We start from the raw sequence: 12,715 nt of genomic DNA, 5'->3' as shown, positions 1-12,715 counted from the left end.
CTGAAACCAAGAATTCTGTTTATGAGAAAACGTTAAAAATATTGTTGATATTAAAATTCTTTGAAGATTTCTTTCTTTGCGCCACAAACTGGGCAATCACTGACATTATCACCCATGTATGTATATCCGCAAATTGGACAAACATATATCTTTTGATTTGGAATATCTTTTCCTGATTTAGCTGCTTCCTGTGCCCCCTTAAACATATTGGCATGTATTTTTTCAGCTTCTAGTGCAAAATGAAATGATCTTTCAGCATCTTTTTCATTTTGAAATCTTGCAGTTTCAAGATATACAGGATACATTTGATCTACTTCATGAAGTTCTCCATTTATTGCTCCCTGGAGGTTTTCTACAATATCGGTATTTCCAAATACAGCACCAGCTGCAACTGTATTGTCACCAACTTGATTTTTAAGTACATTGAAATGATTTTTAGCATGTGCCCATTCTGCATAGGCTATGCCTCTAAAAAGTCTGGCAATGTTAGGATATCCAGCTTTCTCAGCATGATCTCCCCAAATGAGATATCTCATATGAGCCATACTTTCTCCACCATATGCAGATCGTAAAAAATCAGCGGTCATTGCATTATTTAATGCCATTTTGTACACATCCTTTCATATCTGTAATATATATTATTATCTATAATATATGTTAATATTCATATGGTAAATTAAATTGACTACATAACTTGCAATAGCGCATTAATCATAAAACTGCTTTATTTTTCTCAATATTAAATTTATCTATTGTTTCTTGTATGCTGTTAATTAACTTGCTTACATGATATCCATCAGCGGCTGCATGTGATATTGTCACAGTAAATGGCATTAACCATTTTCCGTTTTCTTCATGATATTTCCCATAGGTTATAATTGGCATTAAAGATGGACTGGATTCACTGCTGTATGTTGAATATCCTGTAAATGTGAGCCATGGAACACAAGATATGCAGTAGAAATTTTTAGGCTGGTTTGCCTTAATTTTTACACCTTTAATATGTGAGTATTTTTCCATATCACATTTATAATTATCATAAAATTTATAAAAGTCATCTGTATATTCTGACCAAATGTCTGAGAATGTATGATCATCTTTATGAAAAATTGTATAGTTAGGATGGACAATATCATATACAATTAATTGATTGTTTTCCCCAAGACGCATACGGAATTCTGGCATAGAATTTATGTTATAACTAACACAATATATAAATGAAGGATAAAATTTCAAATTATTCTTTTTTAATGATTCCTTAAATAAAGTAACATCAAGATTTGCGGTAATACTATAGGCACATTTAAGCTGTTCAGTATAATATTTAAAGTGTTCACGCCTTTCCCATTTTTCAAAATCAACTACATGAAACATAAACTAACCCCTCGTTCCTTGTACTATATTATAGCTTATTTACTCAACTTTCGCAGTTTAAAAATATTGCGAAGCAAAGCTTCGCAAGTTAAGAATTAATAATGAAAAATTAATAGTGGAGGATGATTTTTAGCTGTCGCAAAAAATCTTTAAATTTATATAAAGCAGCAATGTTCTGCTTTAGTAAAACGAGTGATGAAAAGCTTAATCAAAGATTTTTTGTAGTGTAACGGAAAAAAATCCACATTAACTATTAAATCTTCATTATTAACTATTAATTAAAATCTTATATGTGCAAAAGTTAAGTTATTTATATTCTAATTATAACATAGGATGTTTGTTTAATAATATTAGCTATAATTATTTTGACCAATAGCTTGGGCGGATTATCATTATAGGCAGTTTTGTATGGGAATTACCTTTAGCTGTATTGATTTGAGACTGAGTAAGAAAGATGCTTTTTGAGAGATTGGCTCCACTGAGATCAGCATCTCGCAGGTCAGCTCCAATGAGATCAGCATAACTTAAATCAACTCCTCTAAGGTTTGCAGCAATAAGGCACGTTCCCCTTAAGTCTGCACCTCTAAGATTAGTTTTTCTCAGGTCTGCACCAAAATAATCTAATTTATGAGATAAAGGGTTTTTTCTATGAACTTTGGAACGTATAAGCTCGCTTGTATTTCTAAGTATTACATTAACCTTGTTTCTATGAGTTTCTACATCTAGTGATAATAGAGAATCAATATCAAGAAGAGTAAGGTCTTCGGTATTGTCGATTAAGGAGTTTATATCTTCTTTGATACTGTTATCTGTTTGCAGGGTATATGCTTCAGAAAGATACCATAGTATTTCGTGAAGCTGTCTCATAATTAAGAAGGCATCAAACATTTTCTTAGCGTATTCAGAGCTTTGATGCCAATCACGTCCGCTGCAGGTAATCTGGGCTAATTTCTGACCAGCACCAAAACAATCATATGCAGTACAACCTTTAAGACCTTTGTTCCTAAGGTTTTTGTGAACAGAACAGGCAAAGTCAGGTTGTAAATTTATACAGGGGGTACCTGCGTTTTTATTCGTTGGAAAACCTTCGGATGCTGAGAAGTATAGTGCAATGCAGCATAATCCAAAACATTTTTTACAGTCAACTCTTAATTCGTTATTGCGTTTATCTTCATGTGTATATATCATATTTTTAGCATTCTCCTAATTTGTATATAAGTTAATATATTTGAAGGGATAATAAATCTTCATTTCTATCAGCAACATATTTATAACAATCATAAACTCCCTGATTATAAAATTCTGGAGCTAGTTCTTCTACTATAAAATCTAGCATCAAGCTTGAGGCCAAATCACCTAATTCTTCATCTCTTTCATTTAGAAAATAGTTCTTTATCGTAGAAATCATTTCCTGTTTTTTCTCTTTGTTTAATCTAATTTTGTTCATTATAGCATACCTCCATTTAAAATTGTTATTTTTCATGATTTTAAAATAGTTTATTAATTATATCATAATTCTTGTCATAATTTTTAATACTTATGTGTTAATATTATAGATACCAAATTTAGCAAAAAAGGTATCAAGTATATTCTAGAATATATTAATCAAAAACTTTTGAACAAGAATACCTAGAAGGAGGAATACAGTCAAAAATATGGGTGTTATCAGTTATTTTAAGAAGAAAAAATATGAGCAAAATTTTAAAGCTATATATGAGAAATATTATGACACCATCTTCAGAAGAATTTCCTACCTTACTGGGGACATGCATGCAGCTGAAGACTTGGCACAGGAAGTATTTATGAAGTTATATGATTCACCACCTGACCACAATAACATTGCTGCATGGTTAAATAAGGTTTCTACCAATACTTCCTACAATTATATAAGAAATAAAAAAATTCATGAAGGAAAAAATGAGATGATTTATAAAAAAGAAACAGATAACGTTATTTCAATTGAAGAAGTTGCAATTAATAATTGTGAAGTAGATTTAACTAAAAAAGTACTGAATGCACTTCCACCTAGGGATCGTATGTGTCTGGTTCTTAAATTTTCAGGATACAAATATAGTGAAATCGCAGAAATAATTGGAGTAGATAAAAACTCTGTAGGCACACTTATATCAAGAGCACAAAGAAAATTTAAAGAAAGCTATTTAAGCTTAGAAGAGAGAGGTGAATAAAAAGTGAAGTGTCTAAGTGAAGGAAGCATTCAAGCATATATTGATGGAGAACTTAGTAATGCTGAAATAAAAGAAGTGGAAATGCACCTTTTTCAATGTGGAAAATGCAAAGAAGTTTATAAAGAATTGAAGTCTATAAATAGTTTTGCCGTGGAAAAGCTTCAAGGTTATGAGAGAGATTTTAAAATAAATCATGTAGAAATAGAAAATAGGGATATTGAAGTAAAAAATAAAAAAGGAGAGTTTAAAATTATGAAAAAATATAAAAAAATAGCAGCAGCAGCTTGTGCAGCACTTGTCATAACTACTTGTGTTTCTGTAGAGCCTATAAGAGCATCAGTTATTAATGCAGTTTCAATTTTTAGAGCAAAGGATATCAAAAGTGTAAATATTTCATTAGATGATATTACAAAACTTAAAAATGAACTTATAGACCATAAGGCAGATATTAATATTGATAAAATAGGCAAAGTTAAATATCAGGGCGGCGAACAAAAAAATGTTACTATAGATGAAGCAAAAAAAGCACTGCCATTCACAATATCTATACCTCAAAATATGCCATCAAAAGAAGTAAAGAATATTTCAATAGATAAGCCTTCCAAAATGGATTTTACTTTAAATGTAGAAAATATAAATGGGCTTCTTAAATCTTTAGGAGGGAAAAAACTATTTCCTAAAGACTTAGATGGAAAAACTTTTTCTTTAAGCATGGCTGGAGGGTTAAGCATTATGTATGAAGATTCAACAAATGGCGAGCGTATAGCTGTGTCAGAAACCAAAGTACCGGAAATTGTGGCACCTGATGGTGCAGATGTGGACGAAATATTTAATGCTCTTTCAGATCTTTCAGTATTGCCGCAAGATATGCAAAATCAGCTGAAATCCATGAAGGATTGGAGAAGTACTTTGTATATTCCAAATGTAGGAGATAAATCTGAAGAAATGAATATAAATGGTATGAAAGCCATTGGGTGCTTTGATAACAGCCAAAATGATAAGGAAAAGAAACATTCTTCTATTTTAATTCTTAAGGACAATGTTTTAATTAGTATTGATGGTAATGCAGACAAAAATGAATTGCTTAAAATAGCAGAGTCTATGAGGTGATAAATTTGGTAATTGAAACAGAAAATCTTTCTAAAATATATGAAAATAATAAAGGATGCAGAAACATAAATATATCTGTATCTAAAGGTGAAATTTATGGGTTTCTAGGACCTAATGGTGCAGGAAAAAGCACATTTATAAAAACCCTTGTGGGGCTGCTGTTTCCCACTTCAGGAAATGCACGTATATTAGGTAAGCCTATTGGAGATTTGGAAACTAGGAAGAGGATAGGATATTTACCTGAACTTTTTAAATATCAAGAATGGATGACAGGATTAGACCTCCTGTCCTTCCACTCTTCATTATATAAACTTGATAAGAAGACTTCTTCTATAAAAATAGAAGAAGTCCTTGAAATTGTCAATCTAAAAGGTGCTGAAAAAAGTAAAATAGGTACTTATAGTAAAGGCATGCAGCAGAGAATAGGAATTGCCAGTGCTCTTCTTTGTGATCCTGAGCTTCTTTTTTTGGATGAGCCTACTTCTGCATTAGATCCTATAGGTAGAAAAGAAGTTAGAGATATTATGTTGAAACTAAAAGGTATGGGTAAAACTGTATTTTTAAATAGCCATCTTTTAAGTGAAGTAGAAATGATTTGCGACAGTGCAGCTATTATAAGCAAAGGAAGTATTGTAAAACAAGGAAAAATCGATGATCTTTTAGAAGGAAATACTGTTTTGGACATTCATGTAGAAAATATAAATAATGAAATTTTAAATAAGCTTGAAAAAATTGATGAAGATATGACTTTCGATGGGAAAAACATTAAAATGCATGTTAAGGAAAACTATGAGGTACATGAAGCTGCTTCGTTAATTATATCAGGTGGCGGAAAGTTGTATGGACTTATTCCTCACAGGAATAGTCTGGAAGACATATTTATAAAACTTATTGAAGGAGGTGAAGAATAATGTTTATTATTGCACTTTCTACTTTTAAGGAAATTTATAGAAAGAAAATCTTTCATTTTATAGGCATATTGACCATAGTATATCTTATCCTTTTAACTATTATTTTTAAATTTACAAGTAATAATGTGACTGGTAATAATGGCATGATAGATATGATTGCTAATCTTTCTTCAACTATTTCTATAATTGGGTTTTATTTTTCCAGCATACTTGTAGCATTTTTAACTATAATGCTGTCCATAGGAATGGTTTCTTCTGAAATAGAAAATGGAACTATTTTAACCATTTTAACAAAGCCAATTAAGAGAGAAGAATATATACTTGGGAAATACCTGGGTACAGCTATTCTTATTATTTTATACAGTACTTTTCTTTATATAGCAGTAATTACTATTTCCACTGTAAATAGAATATCTATGGTAGAAACTTTTGGGACAGCAGCACTTGCTAAGGGATTCTTGTTTTTTATTTTGCAGCCTTTGACTATATTATCAATATCTCTTTATGGAAGTACTAAATTCAAAACTTTAAATAATGGGATAGTAGTAGTGGCTTTATATGTACTTGGATTAATTGGTGGAGTAATGGAGCAAGCAGGAGCATATATTGCAAATGATTCCCTTTCTACCATTGGAATAATTTCAAGTTTAATTTCTCCTTTTGAAGTAATTTATAGAAAAATGATTTCTACTATTTTTACTTCTCTAGGGACATTTAATCCTATGTCAGGTTTTGGTTTTGGTATACCAGGGAAGTCTACTACGCCAAGTGTATGGATGATGGTCTATGTATGTGTATATTTAGTATTTTTCATATTTGTGAGTATTAAAGAATTTGCTAAAAAGGATATCGGATAAATATACATGGTAGTAATTTATTTACTGCCATGTATTTATTTGTTTTACGTACATAGTCCTTGAAAAGAAAAAGTAAATTGCCTGAAGTAGAAAATAAATTCCTACTATGATCATTAAATAAAGGCTAAGGCTTGTTTGTAATATATTGCTTAAGGCCTTTATTGCAAAACTAGTATGAATAAAGGATACTGCAAAAGGGAGAAAGAACATTATAAAGCATTGAGTACTTACTATTTTTTTTATTTCATCTGAAGTCATTCCCATTTTTTTAAGAGCTGTAAATTCATGCTTATCATTTTGAATTTCATTAAATAACTTAAAATATATTATACTGCAAGTTGCTATGAAAAATAATACTGAAATAAAGGTTCCTATAAAGAAAAATGTGGACATAACTTCCATCATTTTAGAAAAGCTTAATACTCTTTCGGAAAAACTGCTTTTCATTTCCTTTGGAATTTCACTTTTTATCTTTGATACTGAGTTTATTGCTTTAAATCCATTTTTTATAGTATAACCATAATAAACTTGAAGATTAGCATCCTTAATATCAGCTTTAAGTTTGTTAAACTCATCATCGCTTACTACTGCAGTATTGGAGTTCTTGCTATCCTGATTAATTATTCCACCATTTATTTCATTTTTAAGCTTTAAGTTTATGGAAGTGTTTTCGGTATTTAATTTTAAATAATTTTTATCAGCAAATAAATCCTTATCCTTAGTTGCAATGACATTATGATAGTGAACAATTACTTCACCATTATTTAATTTAATAGATGGTTTTTTTTGCTCACTTGCTAAAGTGTTGTAATCAGTGTTGGACATAATATAGAAATCCTTTTTATTGATGAGTTCTTCAAAATTTGAGTGCTTATTTGAAGATAAGTCATTGTTAGTTGCTTTTATAAGAATAATTTTACTTTTATATTTTATTTCATTTCCATAGGATTTAAAGACTTTTTCTACTTCTTTAGGAGATATTACATTGTGTGTATTTAATCCATTTTCAATAAAACTTATATCCTGTGGGTAGTCTATTATAGTTTGTTTTTGTACAGTTTTTTGAAATGAGTATACACTTGCAGAAGCTGTTAAGGTTACAGCTGAAAGTATTGAAACAGCAAATAATATTTTTGTATTGTCACTAAGTTTATATATTATTTGAGATAATGTTATCATATTGATGCCTTTATAAAAGATTTTATTATTATTTTTAAGTTTACTTGTAACATATATGCTGAATTGAGAGTATAGCATATAGGTGCCAGTTACTACTACAATTAAAATAGGGAACATAGTGAGTACAATAGCCTGACCTGAAAAAACTGCTAAAATGTATCCAAAGCCAATTAATACTATAGATAAAATTGCCTTTTTACTAGAAAATTTAGGTACTGGCTTTGCAACCCGTGAGCCTTTTAAAAGCTCTATTATGTTATTGCTTTTTATTTTATAGCTTGATCTAAAACAAGTTATTTGAAACAATATTAAAAAACATACTGAAGTTAATATTACTGCTTTAATTGATATTGTAAGAGGAATTTCAGCATTTAAAATCAAAATAGCTGAAATTGACATAAAAAATAACTTAGAAAAAAGAGTACCAAGTATAATTCCTGTACTTATAGAAAATAAAGAAACAATTAAGTTTTCAAACATAACATAATTTCTTACTTGGCTTTTTGTCAGTCCAAACATTGATAAAAGCCCAAATTCTTTTTCTCTGGATTTTAAAAAAGTTGATATAGAATAGTTAGTAAATACAACTGTGAATATGAGTATTACAAACTCACAAAGATAAACTGTTTCTGTCATAATTGCGCCGGCTTGCCCCATGTTTTTTAAACTAGAAGCCTTAGGACTTAAAAGAAAATTTGCAAATATGAAAAATACCATAACTACAAAGGTATTACTTAAATAGTACATTATAAATTTATTTAAATTTCCCTTTATGTTTTTAACAGCAATGTTATGCAATGTCATTGTAGCGACCTCCTATTAAAGTAAGTGAATCCATGATTTCTTTGAAGAAAGCTTGACGATTACCTCCTTTTACAATTTCTAAAAAGAATCTTCCATCCTTAATCATTATTATTCTTTTACAAAAGCTGGCTGCAAAAGGATCATGAGTAACCATCATTATAGTTGCTTTTCTTTCATTATTTAAATTAGTCAAAGATTCCATAACATCCTGAGAAGCTTTAGAATCAAGATTTCCAGTGGGTTCATCTGCAAGTATTATAGATGGATTGTGAATTAGTGCTCTTGCACAAGCGGCTCTTTGCTGCTGGCCACCTGAAGTTTCATAAGGTCTTTTACCTAAAATCTTTTTTATATTTAAAAGTGAAGTAATATCATCTACTTTTTTTTCTATTTCATGAGTGTTTGTTTTATTGAGTACTAGTGGAAGTATTATATTTTCCTTTATTGATAGGGAATCTAGTAAATTAAAGTCTTGAAATATAAATCCAAGCTCCTTTCTCCTAAATAGAGCAGCTTTCTTTTCGTCAAGTTTTTCTGGATTAACTCCATTTATGAAAAGCTCTCCTGAGGTTGGAGTATCTATTGTTGCAAGAATATTTAAAAGGGTACTTTTTCCGCTTCCAGAAGGGCCCATAACTCCTACAAATTCGTCTTCATCTATGCTAATATTAAATTTATCAAGGGCTTTTACCTGTAAACTTCCTCTTTTGTCACCATAAATTTTACTTATATTTTCAGCTTTTAATACTGACATGTTATCATTCCTTTCACTTGTTAGTTTCATGGCTGCTGTTCATAACATTTCCATCATTTTAAATGAGAAATGTTAGAACTCATGAACTTTATGTATATATTATAAAAAAATTAGAGAAATCAATGTATCGATTTCTCTTTCAAATACAATTTTAATCTTACAATATTGAAAGATTAAAATTTAAACAAGTTTTTACCCTTGAAAAATACAATAGAAAAGGTGGAACCTTTACCTTCTTCCGATTCTACAAGAATTTCATGACCAAGTTTATCACATATTTTCTTTGTAAGATACATTCCCATGCCTGTAGATTCATCACTTTTTCTTCCATTTTTACCTGTAAAGAAAGCATTGAATACTCTATTTAAATCTTCTTTAGGTATGCCTATACCTTTATCACTTATGGAAAGTATGACTTTAGAATTTTCATCTGTAATTTTAAAGCTAATATACTTACTGGCCTGAATTTTGAGTTTTGAATACTTTATGGCATTTACGACTATTTGATTTATAACAAAGTAAATCCATTTTTTATCCGTTTCTACTGTTATAGCTGTATTATCTGTAAGCTTAGGAAATATGTGATTTCTTATGAGAGATTTTTTATTGTCATTAATAACTTTTCTAACAATAGATACTATATTTAAACTTTCTACATTAAAATCGAAATTAAATTCATTAACTCTTGCATTGTAAAGCATCATGTCAAGGCCATGAGATAACTTTTCATTTTCTTCTAATATACTGTCAAATACAGCTCTATTTTCTTCATTCATTTCATCTTGAAGTATAAGATTGATAACGGACACAGGAGTTTTCATTTGATGTACCCATTTATTTATGAAATTTATGTATTCTTTATGTGTTTCTTCAAATTTTATAGTTTTGTTACTGCAGATTTTATGGGTTTTAAGCAGAAGTTTTTTAAACATTTCCTGTTCGCAAGTTTTACAACTTCCTATGTTAAGTATGTCATCCAAATCTTTTCCTGAATTTAACATTGTATTTAGCTGATTATAAAAATATCTATTTTTACAATAATCGTATATCAAAAATAGTATGAAAAAGATTATTGAAATTAAGAAGGCATAAAGTATGTTATTATTCATAAGTTCAATTTTGTTTATGATTAAAGTAAGATACATTACAAGTATAACTGCAGAAGTAGCTAAAAAATAAACCACTACAAAAGGTATCTTATCCTTAAGAAAATCTTTAAAATTCATTTATTTCACCTGCTTTGTTTTACCAATTAGGTACTATTTTATAACCTTGCCCACGCTTGGTTTCAATAACTTTAGTAATTCCAAGTTCTTCAAGTCTTTTCCTCACTCGGGTCATATTAACGGATAATGTATTGTCATCAACAAAGTCAATATCATTCCATAAAACTTCCAGTAACGTTTCTCTTGAGACAATTTTATTTGCATTTTTAATTAGAGAGTATAAAAGTTGAAATTCTTTTTTGCTAAATTCTATTTTTTTACTTTGGTATTCTACTACGTTTTGATTTATATGTAAAAAAAGTCCATTTGATTCAAATATTTCACTGCTGCTGTTTTCGGAATAACTGCCATAAACTCTTCTTATAACTCCTTTTATCTTTGCAATGAGTACATCATAGGAAAAAGGCTTGGTTATATAATCATCCCCTCCATTTTCAATGGCCATAACTTGATCCATATCAGAATTTCTAGCTGAAAGAAATATTATAGGTACATTTGACACTGTTCTTATATCTCTGCACCAGTAAAAACCATCATATAGAGGCAAGTTGATATCCATAAGAACAAGATGGGGGTTATTTTTAATAAATTCAGTTTTTATATCACAAAAATCATTTACACAGCAAGTTTGATATCCATACTTTTTAAGATGATTTCTTATAAGGCTATTTAATTTTTTATCATCTTCAATTATCATTATGTTATACATTTAATACACCTCTTGAAAGTAATGTTGTGTATTTCCATTTTATCATAATATAATATAATTAATAATTCATTTTTAATTGGAATGAACAAAAATCAGAAAAGGATGTCTAAATAATGATAGAACAAAAAAATGAATGTAAAGTTATTTCCATAACATTAGTTTCTGCAGTACTTTTTTGCTCACTAATAGTTATAAGTTCTCTTTTGCCGCTTGCTAATTCTGGACCTAATGCAAATAAATTTAACTCTTTTGGCATGTGGTTATCTGTGGGTATTGTTTTATTATTGTATATAATACCTTTAATCATTTATATATTAGGAATAAGAGCAGTGAGATTTGTATTGGCATTTGTTTTGGTAATTGGAATATTATCAGACTTTTCGCTAATTGCAGTTGTCTTTATGTCTAATTTATTTGCTAAAAATTCATTATATACACTAATGGGAGTTATTTGTATTGCATCGTTAATTGTAAATGTTATTTGGTTTTTAGTAGTATTTCGTTCATCATCAAAGTAATGCCAAGTATGATTATACAAGGAAGGATAATTTTATGATAATTAATTCAGCAGCAATGATATATTTTTCACCTACGGGAACAACTAAAAAAGTTATTAATTTTATTGTGGCAGGTATGGGTATAGATAATAATAGGTTAATTGATATAACATCACCTAAAATTAGAAATTTAAATAGTTATATAATTAGCGAAGATATAATTCTAATTGGAGTACCTGTTTATGCAACACATATTCCTAAAATAGTAGAGCCTTTTTTAAGAAGTTTAAAAGGCAATAACAAGCCAGTTGTACTTATAACTCTTTATGGAAATATGGATAATGGGGTAGCTTTAAATGAACTTTATTCCATAGCTAAAGATTCTGAATTTAAGGTGGTTGCAGTAGGTTCATTTATAGGGGAACACTCATTTTCTACAGAATAAATACCTATAGCAAAAGGACGACCTGATAACAAAGATTTAAGCAAAGCTGAGGAATTTGGAAGAAATATAATAAAAAAGTTGGAAATGCTAGATAACTTAGTTATAATAAAAACAGTATTGACAAATATGGTATTAAGTAGTATTCTCTGTTTAGTAGATAAACAGGAGGACACTTATGAATAAAGAAATTACAAAAATTATAGAACAGTTTGAGAGGGTTTTTAATGAATATCAGGATCTTCGCAGGCAGCCAATTGAGTTTGATAAAGAAACTACTCTTTATAGAAGTGAGCTTCATATGATAGAGGCAATTGGAAACTATGAAAACATAAATGTCACAAAGTTATCAAAATTGCTTGGAATAACTAAAGGGGCAGTATCTCAATGTCTAGATAAGCTTTTGAAAAAGCAAATGGTATTTAAAAATCCTTCTCCGCTTACTGATAATGAGGTCGTTTTAACTCTTACTGAAAAAGGTAAAGTAGTTTTTGAAGCACACAATACATATCATAAAAAAATGTATGAAGATTTTGACAATATTCTAAAAAAATATTCTAAGGAGGCTCAGCATGCTTTAATAAATCTCTTAGCTCAACTTGAAAATTATCTAAAACAATAAATTTTTTTATTCATTATGTTTAGATACTAAACATATATAAAGAG

The 12,715-nt window shown here is 29.3% G+C and carries 15 protein-coding genes; 7 read left to right on the top strand and 8 right to left on the bottom strand.

The window, feature by feature from the left end:
• Positions 1 to 50: 50 nt before the first annotated feature.
• The 4 genes from CLRAG_RS02000 to CLRAG_RS01985 form a co-directional block, all read right to left on the bottom strand.
• A complete protein-coding gene (locus CLRAG_RS02000; RefSeq protein ID WP_063601064.1) occupies positions 51 to 605 on the bottom strand; it encodes a rubrerythrin family protein in 555 nt (184 codons plus the stop codon).
• Positions 606 to 711: 106 nt separating this feature from the next.
• A complete protein-coding gene (locus CLRAG_RS01995) occupies positions 712 to 1,374 on the bottom strand; it encodes a chloramphenicol acetyltransferase (protein WP_065076841.1) in 663 nt (220 codons plus the stop codon).
• Between the two features lie 360 nt (positions 1,375 to 1,734).
• Positions 1,735 to 2,562 (bottom strand): pentapeptide repeat-containing protein, encoded by an 828-nt coding sequence (locus tag CLRAG_RS01990; protein WP_065076840.1) that lies wholly within the window; start codon positions 2,560 to 2,562, stop codon positions 1,735 to 1,737.
• A gap of 31 nt (positions 2,563 to 2,593) precedes the next feature.
• Positions 2,594 to 2,821 carry a DUF2164 domain-containing protein gene (locus CLRAG_RS01985; RefSeq protein ID WP_065076839.1) on the bottom strand — a complete coding sequence of 76 codons (228 nt, stop codon included), beginning with the start codon at positions 2,819 to 2,821 and terminating at the stop codon, positions 2,594 to 2,596.
• A gap of 208 nt (positions 2,822 to 3,029) precedes the next feature.
• Between CLRAG_RS01985 and CLRAG_RS01980 the strand changes: the two genes are divergently transcribed.
• From CLRAG_RS01980 to CLRAG_RS01965, 4 genes are read left to right on the top strand one after another with little or no spacing between them, the layout of a single operon-like run.
• Positions 3,030 to 3,560 (top strand): RNA polymerase sigma factor SigX, encoded by a 531-nt coding sequence (locus CLRAG_RS01980; protein WP_065076838.1) that lies wholly within the window; start codon positions 3,030 to 3,032, stop codon positions 3,558 to 3,560.
• A gap of 3 nt (positions 3,561 to 3,563) precedes the next feature.
• On the top strand, positions 3,564 to 4,670 hold the full coding sequence (locus CLRAG_RS01975; RefSeq protein WP_065076837.1) for a zf-HC2 domain-containing protein: 1,107 nt from the start codon (positions 3,564 to 3,566) through the stop codon (positions 4,668 to 4,670).
• Positions 4,671 to 4,675: 5 nt separating this feature from the next.
• Positions 4,676 to 5,581 (top strand): ABC transporter ATP-binding protein, encoded by a 906-nt coding sequence (locus CLRAG_RS01970; protein WP_065076836.1) that lies wholly within the window; start codon positions 4,676 to 4,678, stop codon positions 5,579 to 5,581.
• Entirely contained in the window at positions 5,581 to 6,438 is an 858-nt protein-coding gene (locus CLRAG_RS01965) for an ABC transporter permease (RefSeq protein WP_065076835.1), read from the top strand. The genes CLRAG_RS01970 and CLRAG_RS01965 overlap by 1 nt, the downstream gene beginning before the upstream one ends.
• A 21-nt stretch (positions 6,439 to 6,459) precedes the next feature.
• Here CLRAG_RS01965 and CLRAG_RS01960 read toward each other — a convergent pair whose 3' ends face one another.
• From CLRAG_RS01960 to CLRAG_RS01945, 4 genes are all read right to left on the bottom strand, one after another.
• Entirely contained in the window at positions 6,460 to 8,421 is a 1,962-nt protein-coding gene (locus tag CLRAG_RS01960) for an FtsX-like permease family protein (RefSeq protein WP_065076834.1), read from the bottom strand.
• Positions 8,408 to 9,175 (bottom strand): ABC transporter ATP-binding protein, encoded by a 768-nt coding sequence (locus CLRAG_RS01955; RefSeq protein ID WP_065076833.1) that lies wholly within the window; start codon positions 9,173 to 9,175, stop codon positions 8,408 to 8,410. Before CLRAG_RS01955 ends, CLRAG_RS01960 begins: the two co-directional genes overlap by 14 nt.
• Positions 9,176 to 9,348: 173 nt before the next feature.
• On the bottom strand, positions 9,349 to 10,401 hold the full coding sequence (locus CLRAG_RS01950) for a sensor histidine kinase (protein WP_065076832.1): 1,053 nt from the start codon (positions 10,399 to 10,401) through the stop codon (positions 9,349 to 9,351).
• A 19-nt stretch (positions 10,402 to 10,420) separates the two neighbouring features.
• Positions 10,421 to 11,110, bottom strand: coding sequence for a response regulator transcription factor (locus CLRAG_RS01945; protein ID WP_065076831.1), 690 nt, complete (start codon positions 11,108 to 11,110; stop codon positions 10,421 to 10,423).
• A gap of 113 nt (positions 11,111 to 11,223) precedes the next feature.
• On the opposite strand from CLRAG_RS01945, the gene CLRAG_RS01940 reads away from it, so the two are divergent.
• The 3 genes from CLRAG_RS01940 (at position 11,224) to CLRAG_RS01930 (ending at position 12,671) form a co-directional block, all read left to right on the top strand.
• Positions 11,224 to 11,628, top strand: a complete 405-nt coding sequence (locus CLRAG_RS01940) for a DUF5391 family protein (protein WP_065076830.1) — start codon at positions 11,224 to 11,226, stop codon at positions 11,626 to 11,628.
• Positions 11,629 to 11,662: 34 nt separating this feature from the next.
• On the top strand, positions 11,663 to 12,052 hold the full coding sequence (locus CLRAG_RS01935) for a flavodoxin family protein (protein ID WP_065076829.1): 390 nt from the start codon (positions 11,663 to 11,665) through the stop codon (positions 12,050 to 12,052).
• 175 nt (positions 12,053 to 12,227) lie between these two features.
• Entirely contained in the window at positions 12,228 to 12,671 is a 444-nt protein-coding gene (locus CLRAG_RS01930) for a MarR family winged helix-turn-helix transcriptional regulator (RefSeq protein WP_065076828.1), read from the top strand.
• Positions 12,672 to 12,715 lie beyond the last annotated feature (44 nt).

The organism is Clostridium ragsdalei P11 (assembly GCF_001675165.1).
GTDB classification, from domain to species: domain Bacteria; phylum Bacillota; class Clostridia; order Clostridiales; family Clostridiaceae; genus Clostridium_B; species Clostridium_B ragsdalei.
Note: the sequence above shows the minus strand (reverse complement) of the source record. Positions and strands in the feature narration are given on the sequence as shown.